Source organism: Niallia sp. FSL W8-1348 (genome assembly GCF_038006745.1).
Lineage (GTDB): Bacteria > Bacillota > Bacilli > Bacillales > Cytobacillaceae > Niallia > Niallia alba.
Genome location: NZ_JBBOVV010000002.1, coordinates 424,260 through 440,924 on the forward strand (window position 1 = coordinate 424,260; position 16,665 = coordinate 440,924).

At 35.9% G+C, this 16,665-nt stretch carries 16 protein-coding genes, 1 riboswitch and 1 other annotated feature (1 of these 18 cut by a window edge); of the genes, 2 read left to right on the plus strand and 14 right to left on the minus strand.

What is annotated here, in order from left to right; genetic code table 11:
* Positions 1–166 (minus strand) — a binding site (T-box leader); it reaches 81 nt to the left of the window's first position.
* Positions 167–225: 59 nt separating this feature from the next.
* Positions 226–873: an MOSC domain-containing protein gene (locus tag NST60_RS20480; RefSeq protein ID WP_224427673.1), complete on the minus strand. Its 648-nt coding sequence runs from the start codon at positions 871–873 to the stop codon at positions 226–228.
* 163 nt (positions 874–1,036) lie between these two features.
* Between NST60_RS20480 and NST60_RS20485 the strand changes: the two genes are divergently transcribed.
* A complete protein-coding gene (locus NST60_RS20485; protein ID WP_169188667.1) occupies positions 1,037–2,317 on the plus strand; it encodes an MFS transporter in 1,281 nt (426 codons plus the stop codon).
* Positions 2,318–2,451: 134 nt separating this feature from the next.
* Here NST60_RS20485 and NST60_RS20490 read toward each other — a convergent pair whose 3' ends face one another.
* The 3 genes from NST60_RS20490 to NST60_RS20500 all read right to left on the minus strand — a co-directional run bounded on the left by NST60_RS20490 (position 2,452) and on the right by NST60_RS20500 (position 6,059).
* Entirely contained in the window at positions 2,452–4,332 is a 1,881-nt protein-coding gene (locus NST60_RS20490) for a PTS fructose transporter subunit IIABC (protein WP_169188668.1), read from the minus strand.
* Positions 4,333–4,401: 69 nt separating this feature from the next.
* Positions 4,402–5,310 (minus strand): 1-phosphofructokinase, encoded by a 909-nt coding sequence (gene pfkB, locus NST60_RS20495; RefSeq protein WP_101731082.1) that lies wholly within the window; start codon positions 5,308–5,310, stop codon positions 4,402–4,404.
* Positions 5,307–6,059: a DeoR/GlpR family DNA-binding transcription regulator gene (locus NST60_RS20500; RefSeq protein WP_169188669.1), complete on the minus strand. Its 753-nt coding sequence runs from the start codon at positions 6,057–6,059 to the stop codon at positions 5,307–5,309. The genes pfkB and NST60_RS20500 overlap by 4 nt, the downstream gene beginning before the upstream one ends.
* A 427-nt stretch (positions 6,060–6,486) precedes the next feature.
* Here NST60_RS20500 and NST60_RS20505 point away from each other — a divergent pair, with 427 nt between their 5' ends.
* Positions 6,487–6,837 carry a hypothetical protein gene (locus tag NST60_RS20505; protein ID WP_101731081.1) on the plus strand — a complete coding sequence of 117 codons (351 nt, stop codon included), beginning with the start codon at positions 6,487–6,489 and terminating at the stop codon, positions 6,835–6,837.
* 892 nt (positions 6,838–7,729) lie between these two features.
* Here the strand turns inward: NST60_RS20505 and NST60_RS20510 are convergent.
* The 10 genes from NST60_RS20510 to NST60_RS20555 all read right to left on the minus strand — a co-directional run bounded on the left by NST60_RS20510 (position 7,730) and on the right by NST60_RS20555 (position 16,637).
* The gene (locus NST60_RS20510) at positions 7,730–8,317 is read right to left on the minus strand and encodes a GNAT family N-acetyltransferase (RefSeq protein WP_169188671.1); all 588 of its coding nucleotides are present in this window, start codon (positions 8,315–8,317) and stop codon (positions 7,730–7,732) included.
* A 45-nt stretch (positions 8,318–8,362) separates the two neighbouring features.
* The gene (locus NST60_RS20515) at positions 8,363–9,091 is read right to left on the minus strand and encodes an exonuclease domain-containing protein (protein WP_016203604.1); all 729 of its coding nucleotides are present in this window, start codon (positions 9,089–9,091) and stop codon (positions 8,363–8,365) included.
* Between the two features lies 1 nt (position 9,092).
* On the minus strand, positions 9,093–10,100 hold the full coding sequence (locus tag NST60_RS20520; protein WP_169189682.1) for a DUF294 nucleotidyltransferase-like domain-containing protein: 1,008 nt from the start codon (positions 10,098–10,100) through the stop codon (positions 9,093–9,095).
* A 143-nt stretch (positions 10,101–10,243) separates the two neighbouring features.
* Positions 10,244–11,527, minus strand: coding sequence for an ammonium transporter (locus NST60_RS20525; protein ID WP_224427675.1), 1,284 nt, complete (start codon positions 11,525–11,527; stop codon positions 10,244–10,246).
* Positions 11,528–11,831: 304 nt separating this feature from the next.
* Positions 11,832–11,966 carry a YjcZ family sporulation protein gene (locus NST60_RS20530; protein ID WP_016203601.1) on the minus strand — a complete coding sequence of 45 codons (135 nt, stop codon included), beginning with the start codon at positions 11,964–11,966 and terminating at the stop codon, positions 11,832–11,834.
* A 196-nt stretch (positions 11,967–12,162) separates the two neighbouring features.
* Positions 12,163–12,825 carry a thiamine phosphate synthase gene (thiE, locus tag NST60_RS20535; protein WP_040343582.1) on the minus strand — a complete coding sequence of 221 codons (663 nt, stop codon included), beginning with the start codon at positions 12,823–12,825 and terminating at the stop codon, positions 12,163–12,165.
* A 20-nt stretch (positions 12,826–12,845) separates the two neighbouring features.
* Positions 12,846–13,646, minus strand: coding sequence for a bifunctional hydroxymethylpyrimidine kinase/phosphomethylpyrimidine kinase (thiD, locus tag NST60_RS20540; protein ID WP_016203599.1), 801 nt, complete (start codon positions 13,644–13,646; stop codon positions 12,846–12,848).
* Between the two features lie 4 nt (positions 13,647–13,650).
* The gene (thiM, locus tag NST60_RS20545; protein ID WP_302183197.1) at positions 13,651–14,469 is read right to left on the minus strand and encodes a hydroxyethylthiazole kinase; all 819 of its coding nucleotides are present in this window, start codon (positions 14,467–14,469) and stop codon (positions 13,651–13,653) included.
* 192 nt (positions 14,470–14,661) lie between these two features.
* A riboswitch (TPP riboswitch) is annotated at positions 14,662–14,773 on the minus strand.
* Positions 14,774–14,827: 54 nt separating this feature from the next.
* On the minus strand, positions 14,828–15,604 hold the full coding sequence (locus NST60_RS20550; protein WP_016203597.1) for a TIGR03943 family putative permease subunit: 777 nt from the start codon (positions 15,602–15,604) through the stop codon (positions 14,828–14,830).
* Between the two features lie 25 nt (positions 15,605–15,629).
* Entirely contained in the window at positions 15,630–16,637 is a 1,008-nt protein-coding gene (locus NST60_RS20555) for a permease (RefSeq protein WP_101731389.1), read from the minus strand.
* Positions 16,638–16,665: the final 28 nt, after the last annotated feature.

Sequence of the window (16,665 nt, forward strand, 5' to 3'; positions counted from 1 at the left end):
CAAATTTCTGTCTCTTGTAACGATGAGACGTTCGCTAAAGCCTACTACAATAGGTTCGGTTTAGAAGCTCAGAAGTCCATTCTCTTTATCGTCCACACTGGTTTGCACCGACCACCAGCTCTCTGAGGTTTCTAATAAAGATACTACTCTTCTTCATTGCCGTTCAATATATTACTTACATGATAATGAACAATAAAATAAAAGTCAACCATTTTCTCGAAAAAATCAGTTGATTTTTTCAAGTGCCTTTTTATAACGATTTTTCCAATCTTCCGCCAATTGCTCGATTTGTAGTATTGATAACATGGCATCTTTATTTTTCCGATCAAGAAGCATCACTTTTGTAGCATCCCAAACAGACACTTTATCTTGGGGACGATCTAACAGTTGAAAGGTAGACCGTTCACTGACTACTCCTTCTTCCAATACTTTTAGAAAATAACCGGTATAGCATGTTTCCACTATCCTGCTTAAAAATGTATCAATCTGATTATATTTTGAAATAGTTGAACAAGGAACTCTCCCTTGTGTTACTTGAACAACAGCATCTCCTAAAGAAAAGATGTCACCAATATATGTATTATGCTCTGTAAATTCCGTCCCACAAATATTTTCCCCAAAGGCAGGAGGATTAATCGTTGCTTTAAATTCTTCTTCCCATTTTTTATAATGCTCATAAGGATAATAACATACTGCCCTTTCTTTCCCACCATGAAACGCTGTGTTGGCAACTCCATCTCCAACAAAGCCGTCAAACGTTAGAATCGCTTCGTTCACTTTTTCTTTGCCAATCGCTGACTGAATGTTTCTTTCTTTCCATGTGAATGATTTTTCCTTGCCAATACTAAGTGCAATAACTTTTCCCACTAACATGACACCACCACTATTTTTATTCCATAATAACACACTATTAAACGAAAAGTTCAAATAAACTGAATACACAAACCCAGTTTTTGGATGATAGAAAGTGCATTATTTTTGAGCTTGTCTGTACATATTAACTATAGTTAACTATTTGAAAGCAGGGAGAATGAAAATGGATCATGTAAATGACGATAAAAGAATAGTAAACCTTACAAACAAAGCACACAAGACAGCGAAGAAGCAAAATGTAAAGGTTTCTAAAATGGCAATATTCTCACTTTCCTCCATTCCATTAGTAATGACTCTTGGGAATAGCATGCTGATTCCAGTATTGCCATCAATTGAACAAAAGTTAAATATATCTTCTTTTCAAGTTAGTATGATTATTACAGTATATTCTGTTCTTGCGATTATTCTTATACCTGTAGCAGGTTATTTATCTGATCATATCGGGCGTAAACGGGTTATTATCCCAAGTTTAATTATTGCAGCTATTGGTGGAGTGATTTCAGGTATTGCTGCATGGCTGATGGATAATAGTTACTGGGTGATCCTTATAGGACGTGCATTACAAGGGGTAGGAGCTGCAGGAGCATTTCCGATAGTATTACCGTTAGTAGGTGATTTGTTTAAAGAGGAGGAGGAAGTTAGTAGCACATTAGGGGTTATTGAAACAGCGAATACATTTGGGAAAGTTCTTAGTCCAATTCTTGGTGCCTTTTTGGCGGGTTTTATTTGGTTTATCCCATTCATGTCTATTCCGGTCTTCTGTTTGATTTCAATCGTTTTGATCTTGTTTTTTGTCAAATCGCCAAAGAGTAAAGTTAAACCACTGCCGTTTAAGCAATTTATCCAACATACGAAAGAAACAATGCATAAAGACAAAAAATGGCTATACGCCATTTTCTTTATTGGAGCTATTGTTATGTTTGTTCTTTTTGCGGAAATGTTTTACTTATCAGATATATTAGAAAAGAAATATCAGATAAAAAATATTAAAAAAGGGCTATATCTTGCTATACCACTTGGAGCCTTATGCCTTACTTCTTACATTACAGGCAAAAAAATAAAAAAAGACAAAAATTTAATGAGGTGGATTACCTTTATCGGTCTGGTCGCAATCATTATCGGTACGATTGCTCTTAATTTTTCGGAAAACATGTGGTTTATCATCGTCTTTCTTACCATTGCTGGTATTGGTATTGGTGCTAGCTTGCCACCTCTGGACGCCCTTATAACAGAAGGTATCGAAAAAGAAGAACGAGGCACCATCACTAGTATTTATAGTAGCATGCGCTTTATCGGAGTAGCAGCAGGGCCACCAATTATGGCCATTTTAATGAAGCATATGGAGAATTTTCAATTCTATCTGCTTTGTTCCTTTGCTTTAATCGCTGCCCTTGCTGCATTCTTCCGATTAAAGCAAGAAGAAAAAGAAACACAGACAAAGTAAGACATGACGAAACAACAAATAACCAATGAAGAACATTTTTAAGATTCTTCATTGGTTTTATTAGGTGTAAAAGAAGAAACTAAAAAGCGGTAAATTAACTTAAAGGTTAATTTACCGCTTTTCTAAAGTTTCCTTTATTTTTGTTGAACAGGTTTCTTCAATAGTCCTAATAATAGAGCAGCTATAATAGCGCCAATAACGATTGCTAAAAGATATAACAATGGATTTCCATCAACTAATCCAACAACGAAAATTCCGCCATGTGGGGCTCTTAATCCAATATTAAAGAACATTGATAATCCACCAGTAACTGCTGCCCCAATTGCAACAGATGGAATAACACGCAATGGATCTGCTGCAGCAAATGGGATTGCCCCTTCTGTAATAAACGAAAGTCCCATAATAAAGTTTGTTAAGCCTGCATCTTTTTCTTGTTTCGTAAATTTCTTTTTAAATAATACAGTTGCTAATGCAATTGCAAGTGGTGGAACCATTCCACCAGCCATAATCGCAGCCATTGGTTCAAATACACCATTTGCAATAAGACCCGTACCAAAAACATAGGCAGATTTATTGATTGGACCACCCATATCAAAGGCCATCATCGCACCTAATATAATTCCTAAAATTACCGCATTTCCAGTTCCAAGACCTGATAACCAATTAGTCATTCCTGTATTAATTGCTGCGACTGGTTCCATAATCACATAATTCATGATAAGTCCAGTAAAGAAAATCCCTAATAATGGATACAGTAGAATTGTTTTAATTCCTTCTAATGATCTTGGTAGAACTTCTAACAATTTTTTCAAGCCAATCACTAAATAACCTGCTAAGAATCCGCCAATTAAGCCACCAAGGAATCCTGCGCCACCTTGAGCTGCCATAAATCCAGCCACCATACCTGGTGCAAAACCAGGACGATCAGCAATACTCATTGCAATAAATCCAGCAAGAACTGGCACTAATAGTGCAAACGCATTATCTCCACCGATATATTTAATTACAGCTGCAAATGCATTATAGCTCGGATCATTCGGATCAGCAGAGTTATAACCAAACATAAAAGAGATCGCAATTAAAATCCCGCCACCGACAACAAATGGCAACATATTGGATACACCATTCATTAAGTGTTTATAGATTTGACTTCCAATACCTTTTTTTCCTTCTGCTTTCCCTTCGCCCGAACTAGAACCAGAGCCTCCTTGATAAACTGGAGCTTGCTGCTTAAGAGCACGGTTAATCAGTTCTTCAGGTTTACGAATACCATCTGCAACAGGTGTTTCCAGCACATGTTTGCCGTTAAAACGATCCATTTGTACTTTCGTATCAGCTGCTACGATTACCGCCGTTGCATTTTCAATTTCTTCAGCCGTAAGAACATTTTTTGCACCGCCAGATCCATTTGTTTCAACCTTAATATCTACTCCCATTTCAGCTGCTTTTGCTTTTAAAGAATCTGCTGCCATATAAGTATGAGCTATACCAGTTGGACAAGCAGTTACTGCAACAATGAAATTCTTCTTATCTGCAATATTTTCCTCGACCGATTCTTCCTCTACATCATAGCTATCGATTATAGATATAATATCTTGTTTAGACGTTGCATTTAATAACTTAGAACGAACTTCTTCTTTAAGTAATAAAGTTGATAATCTTGATAATGCCTCAAGATGAGTGTTATTCGCTCCATCTGGTGCAGCAATCATAAAAAATAGATTTGCTGGCTGTCCATCAAGTGATTCATAATCAACACCACTAATTGATCGACCGAACGCAATTGCCGGTGATTTTACGGCACTCGTTTTTGCATGGGGAATGGCAATCCCTTCTCCAATCCCAGTTGTACTTTGCTCTTCTCTTTTTAAAATGGCTTGCTTATATGTGTCTTTATCTGTTAATTTCCCTGCCGAATAAAGAGTATCCACTAACTGATTGATAGCATCCAGTTTCCCGTTTCCTTCAATATTTAAAAGGATAGTCTCTTGCGTTAATAACTCGGTAATTTTCATCCTATAACGCTCCCTTTTTCATTATATTTTATCCATTTCACTATTTCTTTCTTGTAAAATGGCTTCCGTTTATGATTGTAATTGAACTTGTGAAAGGAGACTCTCTACCTTTTCCTTTGTACATAATCCAATCGAAAATGCTGTTGCACTACCTGAAGCAATGCTATAGCGGAAAGATTCTTTCATATCCTGTGTTTCCTCATATTTTGATAGGAATCCTGCCACCATGCTATCCCCTGCACCGACAGAGCTTTTTACTTCTCCTTTTGGTACCGTACTTATTAATTCTTCGTGCTGACTAATCAATACTGCTCCTTCACCAGCTAACGAAACAATGACATTCTGTGCGCCCATTTCCAATAGTTTTTTTCCATATGGAATCGCTTCTTCAGCAGTAGTAATAGTTGTTCCAAACAGTTCACCAAGTTCATGATGATTAGGCTTAATTAAAAATGGTCGGTATGGCAAGACTGCTTTTAGTAAATCTCCTTCTGCGTCTACAACAAAGGATACATTATTCTCATGACAAATCTTCACCAATTCTTCATAGGTGGTTTTTGGCAGAGTAGATGGTACACTTCCTGCTAAAACAAGAAGATCCTCTGAGGTTAAAGAAGCTATCTTATTTTTTAACTCTTGGAATTTAACTTCGGAGATAGTCGGCCCACTCGCGTTCAATTCCGTTTCAGTATCAGCTTTTACCTTAACGTTAATTCGCGTGTCTTCTTCTACTTTAACAAAATCAGTTTCAATATTTTCTGCTTGTAATTGATTTTCAATGAAGCTACCTGTAAAACCGCCCACAAATCCTAATGCTTTACTTTGTACTCCCATTCTTTTCAATACTCTGGAAACGTTTATTCCTTTTCCACCAGCAAACTTACTTGTTTTTTCTAATCGATTTAGCTCTCCTAAATGCACTTCTGGTACCTCGATAATATAATCGACAGAAGGATTTAAGGTTAGGGTATAAATCATTCTTTCACAACCTTTATACTAGTTTTCCTTGAATAAAAATCGTTTACTTCCTCATCCAGGGAGTTTGTAATAATAGAAGCTTCGTGCAAATCAGCAATTTTCGAAAAATACACTTCAGAAAATTTACTGTCATCTGCGACAAAGAAAGCTTCTCTTGATAATGTTAGTGCCTTACTTTTCACCATAGCTTCTTCTTGATCAGGAGTAGTATACCCATATTCAGGGTGAATACCATTGACTCCCATAAAACATTTATCAAATCGGTAGTTATCAAGACTCAATATAGCGCCACGTCCTACTAAAGCGTTTGTTTTTTCTTTGACATAACCACCTGTAATAAAGGTTTGGATTCGAGCTTCTAGTAATGTGGACAAATGCATAAGACCGTTTGTTACCACTACAATGTCACGATCTTTTAAATAGGGTATCATTTCTGTAATAGTTGACCCTGCATCTAAATAAATACTGTCTCCATCTTCTACTAGATTTGCTGCATAGGCGGCGATCATTTTTTTCTCTTGGATGTTTTTGAACGCTTTTTCACTCATACTTGGCTCACTTATTTTCCCTTGAAGCCTCGCTGCGCCACCATGAACTCTTTTCAAAAAACCTTCTTGCTCTAATTGAGTCAAATCACGTCTTATGGTTGATTCAGATGTATTCGTAATATCCATTAACTCTTGTATCTTGACAACGTTTTGTTGTTTAAGCAATTGTAAAATAAGTTCATGCCTTTCAGGTGTTAACAAAATTATCACACTCCCTTTTCGGGTATGTCTTTGATTTAATTACATCTTACTGTAAACGATTTCACATTTCAAGCATTTTCTTTCAAAAACAATCAAATATTATCATAAATTTGACGTTTTGTGAACGTTTTTAGTAGAATTTGAATTTTCTTATTAGTTTGCCAGTCTATAATTACATGTATAATGCCCGAAACTATTTATTTTATTTATTCCATTCTTAACATCAGTAAGACCAAACCACAAGCTGCGAAAAATCGAGACAGCTAGGTTGCTGAATCTCTCCCGTAAAGGTCTGATAAGTGCACTAACCAACAGTGAGGGATAAGAAAAACCCCCACTGATAGAAGTTTTCTTTATCAATTATCGCTTATTTATGGTATTCTTTGTTCTGGTACAAAAAATATAAATAAGGAAAAGGAATGCATTTATGAAAAAGGTCTCTTATTTCTACTTGGAATTTGTAAAAATACTATTTTCTGCTGTTCTCTTGTTCGCGATTTTTGGAACAATTAACGATAGTATTATAAAAATGATTACTGGTGTCTCATTTCCCAATGCGCAATTTTTAGATGGTAAACAAGCGCTATCTGGATTGTTTATCCTTCAATACATAGGTTTTGCACTGATTTATTTTGTTATTTATAAAAACTATCTGAGTTTTATCGGATTTATGAAAAATAAACAGAGAAAAAAACTTCCACCGATATGGTCTAAATATCTCGTACTTTTTGGCATAGTTTTTATTTTGGTATTTTATATTGTTCTTCTCGTTTACTAAATTATTTTAATAGAAAGTAATTGCGTAAGAATGGATTGTATGATACTATCAAATCAATATATAGTTGATTTAAATTAATAATCCACTATATATAGTTATCGAATCAATTCTTTAATCCAATGTCTCTTTTTTCGCTTCTTAGAAGCGACTTTTTTTTGCAAAACTTCCGCGATTTTATTTCTTTAATTCGCCATTTATACATAAATAGTACCAAGAAATTTAAAATCAAGCACTCGCTTGATTTGTAGAGGAAACAATCAAAAAAGCCGCTGAATTACAAATAAAGTCGGCAAGATATACAATTAACAATAAAGTGAAACATACGCTTGAGGCGGGAGTCTTACTGTCTGTTAAGGGTGGGATAAAACGAACGGGATTTTTCTGAAAAATGCTTAAAATCACCTTGAGTCCATGCAATTAGGGAAGTCGGTAGATTTCTCGATCAATAGTTATGGCTATATGTGAAGGTAAATGATGTAGATAATGAGGTTAACAAACTATAACTTTGTTAAGAGGTTCGGACGTAACTAAATCGATACTCTGTAAAGACGAATAATCTCTAATTTAGCAAAAGAATATTTTCCACTCTCATATAGTTGAACAACAGACAACTTTCCTTCTACTGTCCATTTTTCTTTTTTCTCCATACAAAAAACACCCCACTTATTGCGTCCAATAAGTGGGATGCACTGCTAAGCTGAGGTGACTCAGCGCGAGTCCCATGGATGAATAGCACCAAACTTTCTAGAACCATCCTTTTAAAAACAAAAAACAAACAATTATACGGAACTTTCATTTGCATCTTCGTATAATTGTTTGGTTTTATCCACGGCTGGAATACTTAGGTCCCAACGTCCTCCCATCCTCTTAACTTTTATTAAAAGAATTTTGCTTATAGCCTATTCGTATGGGATAAATCAGCTGTAGATTTAAGCTGTTTTTTTTCAAAATAATCGTCTTTTGTCATACAATAATAGACACTTGTAATTAACCGATTGTTAAAAAGCTTATAACGGTCCGTTTTCTGAAATTTATAGCGAAAACCACACTTTTCATTTACTCGTTTTGACTTTGTATTAAAGTCAAAATGTCCACACCATATTAAATCCAAATGCAAATGTTCAAAACCATATTTTAAAAGATGATTTACCGCTTCAGGAACAATCCCTCTTCCCCAATATTTTGGATGGAGAGCAAAACCAACTTCTCGTTGCGCTAGATGGGATTGCTTAACATCTGGTGTCCGCTTATGAAAACCAATGCTTCCAATTACTTTGTTTTCCTCTTTCCATACGATGGCATAAGAATTTTTATTTTGTAAAAAATAACGGATCACTTCTTTACTTTCTTGTTCACTTTTATGCGGGGACCAGCCGGCGAAAGGACCAACTTCTTCCCTTTGTGCATACTCATATAAATCTTTATAATCCGATTCCTGCCATCCTCTCAACAGTAGTCTCTCTGTCTCAAACCTGTCCATCAATAAATCACCACCAGTTTATTGTTAAACTTTCTCTCATCGATGTTATCGTAAAGCTAACCTTTCATAAATATCCTGTAACGTACGGCACCCTAACTGTTGCACCCTTTGTAAATATTGACACCATAAAATGGCTGTTAATTTTGCGTCCCCTAATGCATGGTGACGATCAATTACAGGAATATCACTAAACTCACACCATTCCTCTAATGTTAATATCCGTTGTTTAGGTTCAACAATTTTAAATACAAAGGAAGTATCCACAATCCGATGCTTAAACGGTGTTTTAAAGCTTTTCCAGCAAGCAGATTGCATAAAGCTTTTTTCATGGGAAGAATGGTGTGCAACAAGCGTATCATCTTTTATAAATTCAAAAAATTGTACAAGTACATCTGATAAGGGTGGAGCATCAAGTAAATTTTCTGTTTCAATTCCTGTTAAGCGACTTATTTCTCTTGGTATCTCAACATCAGCATTCACTAGTGTATAAAATTGTTCATCGAGGATTTCGCAACCTTCTACCTTTACCGCGCCAATAGAAATAATTTGATCACCTTTATCTGGTAAAAAACCTGTTGTTTCAATGTCAAAAACAACAGCTTTTAAATTACTTAACGGCAATCTGGAAGCAACTTCAACCTTTAAATCCTTTTGAAGCTGTCGCATAAAGGCAATTTGTTGCGAATTACTTCCACTCGAGGTTGCGTGCAATACACTAGAATTAACTTTTCCATATAAATCTCTCATATATTGAAGAAACGATTCTACTCCCATATTAACACCCTTTTTCGATTATCCTGTGTACTTGATGATATAATTTAATACCGTTGCGCATTAATGTTTTTATTTCCTGCCTTTGTTCCTTCGTTAATTGATTAATACTTAGATAGTGAACATCCTCATATGTTTTTGCTTCTCGAAATAAATCAATCCGATATTCTAGAATTCTATTAAAAGAGGATTCATATGGTTTTAGCCATTCATCATATATTTCCATATCCCGCAATGCCTGTATCCGATCAATAGTTGAAGTTCGTTGAATACTTTCCTTAATTGCAAGGAGCCTGATTGAATTCACATAAGGCAAATACATAGTATGCTTTAAATGAATCGATCCTCTGTGACTTCCAGTTCTTTCCACGAAAAACTGACCGAATATTCCAACACCTTTCTTTATACGCATTACATTATTCATAAATCTTTTTAAGAGATTGGGATGTAATCTACAGTACGCATGGATATAATTTCTTAGTTCTTGGACATATTCATGTTCGCCAAATATTTTTCTACTATCATAAAAAATTTGTAAAAATCTAATAGATTCCCAGTTTTCCTTTTCCATCCATTGTTGCAATTGTTGTTTCCACTCTTCTAAGGATTTGCACCAAACAAAATTACTGCTCATAACATTCCCTTCACAGTAGGGATATCCGATCTCATCTAACGCATCACTTAGAAATTCTCCAAATTTTAAAAAATACTCCTTATAGGACGAATCTTTCACTTCATAGATGATTCCATGATCTTGGTCGCTTAAAATGCCTTGTTCCTTTCTTCCAGCGCTCCCTGTTACAAACCAAACAAACGAACATGGCGGATCTCCAAAAGCCTTCGTATACTCAGCCAGGACAAAATGAAATAACTGTTTAAAAATTTGATCGTGAAAATCATTTAATTCACTATTATTATAAGAATTTGATCGCAAAAATAATTTCTTATCTTTTTTCAGTTCACTTAGTCCAATAGTATTAGAGCACATCCATGCACTTCCTTCGATAATCATTATTAATATCTTCTCTATGTCTATCATATCATTTAATCTTTTCCTATAGACCACTTAAAAAAGATAAAAGCCCCACTTTTCAGCGAGACTCCTATCTTCATTCATTCGATCGCCTATTACTTAAATCCGACTATCGCCATGTATTATAGGCTTTTTGTTTCTTCTTTTGGCAAGAAAGCTTCTGGGTAACCGTATGAACCATGTTCACTAATATCTAAGCCCATGATTTCTTCTTCCTCTGTTACACGTAGACCGCTAACTTTCTTGATAACAAATAGAATGGCATAGCTTATTGCAAAAGCGAATAGTCCACAAGTAAGTACGCCAAGCGCTTGAACACCTAATTGACCAAATCCACCGCCATCAAATAGACCAGCTTTACCTACTCCCGTGTACTCCGCTAACTCTGCTGTAGCAAATAAACCATTGGATAATGTTCCCCAAATCCCCGCTGTTCCATGCACGGATAATGCAAAGATTGGATCATCGATTTTTCTGCTTTCAAAGAAGCGAACACTATAAAACACAAGCACTCCAGCAATTAAACCAATAACAACCGCTGCCCAAGGCTCAACGAATGCACAAGATGCTGTGATTGCAACAAGTCCAGCTAATGCACCATTCAGCATTGTAGTGATATCTGACTTCCCTAATACAATCCAAGAAATTAGTAACGCTGCAACCCCACCTGCTGCTGCTGCTAAGTTTGTGTTTAAAGCAACATATCCGAAGAAACCGTCAGCTACAGAAACTGTACTACCTGCATTAAAACCAAACCAACCTACCCAAAGAATTAATACACTTAATGCCGTATATACTTGGTTATGCCCGAAAATTGGGTTTGCTGAACCGTCAGCATTGTATTTTCCAATACGTGGTTTTAAAAGCATTGTCGCTGCAAGCGCTGCTGCCGCACCAGTTAAGTGAACAACAGTGGATCCTGCAAAGTCCTGTTTTCCGTGCTCCGCTAACCAGCCGCTGCCCCAAATCCAATGGGCGATGATTGGGTAAACTAAAATACCGAATAACACAGAGAAGATAAGATAAACAGATAATTTCGCACGTTCTGCAAATCCACCAAGCGCAATCGTTAAGGAAATTCCTGCAAATGCTAGTTGGAAAATAAAGAATACAGTTGTTTGTAATCCATCGCCATCAATTTGACCAACTTCACCTCCATTGAAGAAAAAGTCACTCATCCCTACAAAGAAATTCGCATTATCTCCGAAAATAAAGCCATAGCCCACAGCCCAAAATACTAAGGAAGCAATTCCAAATGTGAAGATGGTTTTACCAGCAATATGTCCCGCATTTTTCATTCTTGTGGAACCTGCTTCTAATAATATAAATCCACCAAGCATAAAAATAACTAAAATTGCAGCAATCATCGTCCACAAGCTGTTCATCAAAAATTCCAAATTTTCCATTTTACCATTTCCCCCTTTATGTATATAAAATTACCATCAAGTGTCATATAATCTAACACTCTAATAACTTTATTTTACCCATATTATATTTTCTGTCAATAAGATTTTGAAAATTAATTTTCTTAAAACTTAAAATATTATAACTTATTCGATTTTATACTTAGTTATTTGTTTTTCCGCGATAATTGTATGTATTTTTTATTAATTTTCCCGAAACCGCTACCATTTATTGGATAGCTAAAATAAAGGCTATTCTTTTTAGAATGTAAAAAAAGCTGACACAAGGTCAGCTTTTCATCTTATATTAGCAAATAAAAGTTGCACCAACGATAATTAACAAGATAAATAATACTACGATTAATGCGAAACCGCCGCCGTATCCTACACCAGGTCCAGCTCCATATCCGCATCCATAACCATATCCACCATAACCGTACATATATACATCTCCCTTTCTCATTTTTGTAGTATATTAACCATATCTTTTTTTGGTTAACGAGGAAGGAGCTTTTTATGTTTTTCTTTACTAGCTCCTCTTACAAAATTATTGTATGCAGAGATGTATATTTGGGTTGGGTAAATGTCTATTTTCCGCAAAAAACCTAAATTGTTTCCATTTTACTTATTTATAGAAATTACCCTTGGCCAAACACTACTTTCTTTAATCGCTTTGTTTGCTCATAGGGATTATCCGCCATACTAATTTCTGAAATAATGGCGACTCCATCGGCACCAGCTTGAATAACAGGAAAAGCATTTTCGGCTGTAATCCCCCCTATACCAACGATTGGTATAGTAAGGTTTGCCTCTTTGACTTTTTCGATAAGTGAGGTTCCTTGCACTTCTTTAGCATCTTTCTTTGTGCTCGTCGGGTAGATAGGACCTATGCCTATATAATCAGCACCTGCCTCGATTGCCTCTTTAACTTCCTCTATAGTGTGAGCAGATACTCCCACTAATTTATTTGCAAACAATTGCCGTACTTTTATGGCGTTTTCATCATCTTGCCCTATATGCACGCCATCTGCATCTAATGCTAAGGCTAGTTCAATATCATCATTCACAATAAATGGAACATGATATTGATTGCAAAGTTCTTGCATTCTTTTTGCTAATTGAATTTTGGCCGCTCCTTTTAATGCCCCAGTTCCTTTTTCTCTGAATTGAAAAATAGAAATACCACCTTTTAATGCTTCTTCTAAAATAATTTCTGGAGCAAGTGTACTATTATTGTTACTTCCCATAATAAAATATACTTTGAGCAGTTGTTTCATTCGTTCTTTTGTATAAGATGTCATATATCCTCCAAATTGCATTCTTATCGTTTGCTTTCTTGGTAAGCCCAATGATTGGTTGGTCCATGCCCGCTTCCTATATGAAGATCATTTTTTATTGCTTGATGAATAAAATCCTTGCCTAATTGGAATGCATCGTTAATAGAATAGCCATTTGCAAGAGCTGCCGTTATTGCAGCAGAAAAAGTACAGCCTGTCCCATGCGTATTTTTGGTTGGAATTCTTTCCGCTACCAAACTTGAAAAATGGCTGCCATCAAATAGCAAATCGACAGCTTCCTTTTCATCCCCATGTCCGCCTTTAATAATGACATAGTTAACCCCCATGGCACTTAATCTTTTAGCCGCTTCTTTTCTTTCCTCCATATTTCGAATGCTTATCCCAGTTAATTCCTCTGCCTCAGGTATATTTGGTGTTAAGACAGTGGCAAGGGGAAGAAGCTTCCTTTTCATGGACTCTGTTGCTTCTTGCTGTAGTAAATTGGCTCCGCCTTTAGCAATCATGACTGGATCAACAACTAAATTTTTCCATTTGTATTGTTCCATTTTATTGGCTACTAATTCAATTATTTCGCTATTAAATAACATTCCTGTTTTTAAGGCATCTGGCTGTAAATCAACAGCGATGCATTCTAATTGTTTTTCTATTGCCTCGAGCATCATTGGGTATACTCCATCAACACCAAGGGTATTTTGCGCTGTTATTGCGGTAATCACGCTCATTCCATATACTTTAAGTTCTTGGAAAGTTTTTAAGTCTGCCTGAATTCCAGCCCCACCTCCACTATCTGATCCTGCTATTGTTAAAGCTTTTGCTGTGGTCATTGAATTACCCCCTTATACTCTCTACTTTCATCCATTTTTTTATATCTTCTTCTTTAATTTTCATTAATTGATTCAATAACTCAATTTGAAAACTTCCTGGTCCTTCTTCTTTCGTCTTTTCAAAGGCACGCTCAGCTGCAACCCCATATGTCACTAAACCTGCTGTTGAAGCAAGGAAAACATCTTCTTCTACAGCGATAAATGCTCCAAGAATAGAAGATAGTAAGCAGCCTGTCCCCGTAACCTTTGTTAACATCTGATGGCCATTATGTACTATAGATAGCTTCTCGTTAACAGCTACTATATCTTTTTCTCCTGTTATAACAACTGGTACCTGTAATAGCTTTGCAGCTTCTAGCGCGATTTCGCTATTATTATGTTCACTAACAGAATCTACGCCTCTCATTTTTGCTTTAATACCAGCAACATTCGCTACTTCTGCTGCATTTCCTCGTAGTAAAGTGATTTCCACTTCCTTCATAATACGATGTACAGATTCCGTACGATATCTAGTAGCTCCAGCCCCAACCGGGTCTAAGATAACAGGAGTATTAGCCAAATTTGCAGCCTTTCCAGCAATAATCATGCTTTCTACGTTTTCAGCAGTTAATGTTCCAATATTGAGAACAAGGGCATTCGCTACTGTTGCCATATCTGCAACCTCTTCCTTTGCATATGCCATTACTGGAGAAGCCCCAATTGCTAATAAGCCATTCGCTGTAAAATTAGTGACTACTACGTTTGTAATATTATGAACTAACGGAACTTGCGCTCGTAATTTTGTTAGTACTTTCGGTATCAACATTTCATATTTTTCATTCATCTCTCAAACTCATTTCCTTTCTGTTATCCTTATTAACTTGATTGCTCGCAATATTCATACAATGTAAAGGAATGCAAACTAAAAAAAGCCATAACTGACTGTAACGTTTTGCACGCGTTATAAAAAGGAAGCGGCGTGCTAGTTGTCAGTAATTATGACAAAAATAAAAACACTACGCCTAAGCAAAGTGTTCGTCTATTTCATACACCTCCCTACGCTGGCATTATCCAACAGGTTCATCCGGTCAATGGCAGCAAATAGCCATACTCTCAGCCTGTTTCCACAAGCTCCCGCTACGTATTCAATTGATTTCATCTAAATTTTAGCGAAAAAATAGGAATAATGCAAGAATTGTAGGCTAATAGTCTAATGCATATAAGTATTCTTCCTCAGGTTCTTCCGTCACTTCTACCTTTTCGACCTTAATAACTGGCATTAACTGACCTTCGTATTCCTTTTTCTCCAATTTTCCTTTTATCACATACCACTGTTCATTTTGTAATTCATTTACTTCTCCCTCAATCAAATAGCCATACAACCCAAGATCAGCGATACAATGAGTCATCACATATCTGGCAATAACTGCTTGTTTGTCGGTAAACGATTCCTCTCGATGGATAAAACCTGTAATCATTATTTCTTTCCCAACTAAATTGTCCAAATTTGTATTAATCATGTCCATCGTTTGTAAATAATTATCGTCCTCTATTGCAATCATATCTTCATCATTTGCTGCTTCGTTATTAACTTGACTAACAGAAAAAGTTTGACCATGCTCAAATTGAGTATTTGGGAGAATGCTTTTGTTAATGGACATATCTTGTTGGGTGAAAAACAAAAATAAAGGGCTAAAAAATAATAAATAAGAAAAAGTAAGATTCATTAAAGAGGCATTTTCGTCGCACACATCACAATCACAATCAGCCCCCTTTAAATTACTGTTAAGCAATCTAAAAAATCCAAGCAAAAATAACAGGGCCATGGTTATATATAACAATGGCACCATCTTCGGGGCAACAAGTCGCACTACCTCTCCTGTCACCATTAATTTAAAAATAAGGAGACTGAAGCCAATCAACACAATTCCTTGCAGTTCGTTTGCCAATTGCCAGGTTGGACTCCATTTGATTTTCATCGTTTTCCCTCCTTATATTTGTAATTTATGCCAAAAACAATCCTGATACTAAAGAAAGTATAAAGACAACAATCGTAACAATCAAAATAAATAGCAGGACAAACTTTATCCGAAATGAAGCCATCATAACGAAAGTATTTTTAAAATCAAGAATAGGTCCAAACACTAAAAATCCAATAATTGCTTCAGGTGTAAACATCTTTGAGAAGGAAGCTGCAACAAAAGCATCTGCCTCAGAGCAAAGCGATAACACATATGCTAGTCCCATCATCACAGCGGTGCCTTCGATTGATGATTCTCCAGCTTGCATTATATAACTATCTTTTAAATAAACTTGTGCAACACTAGCAAATACTGCTCCAATAATAAAATATTTGCCAATCGTAAAGAATTCATGGCATGTATGATGTAAGATCCCTTTCCACTTGGAATCACCTTTATTTTCATTAATAGGAACAACTGCCATTAAATCTTCTCTGTGTGTTTTTAATACCTTTTGTTTCGAAAAAAGCATATATACGATGATACTCACAATGATGCTTGCCAAGATACAAATAATAAAACGTCCGTATGCAATCGATAAATTATTTTGGAAGGCATAATAAGTACTGCCAAACACGATAAAATTAAGGATTGGTGCTCCCATTAAGAGAACGACACCGATATGGACAGGAATTCCTTTTTGAATAAGCCTGCGCACAACTGGGATAATCGCACATTCACACACAGGAGTAATTACTGCAGCAATTAATGCGACACCTATAGCTGCAAATGGATTTTTGGGCATGATTCTAGCAATATACTCCTCAGAAATATATAGATTAATAACAGAAGAGGCAATTGCTCCTAATAATAAAAATGGTAGGGCCTCAAGCATAATTCCAAGAAATAAAACAAAAATGGTTTTTATCTGATCTGGCAATACGAAATTCCATTTATTCGCAACGTAAATATCTCCGAAAAAAAATAAATACATCATAGCCAGAAACAAGCCAAATATAAGAATATCTTTTACACGTGTTGGGATAGACATAGCATACTCCTTTTCTTCCATCGTTCGA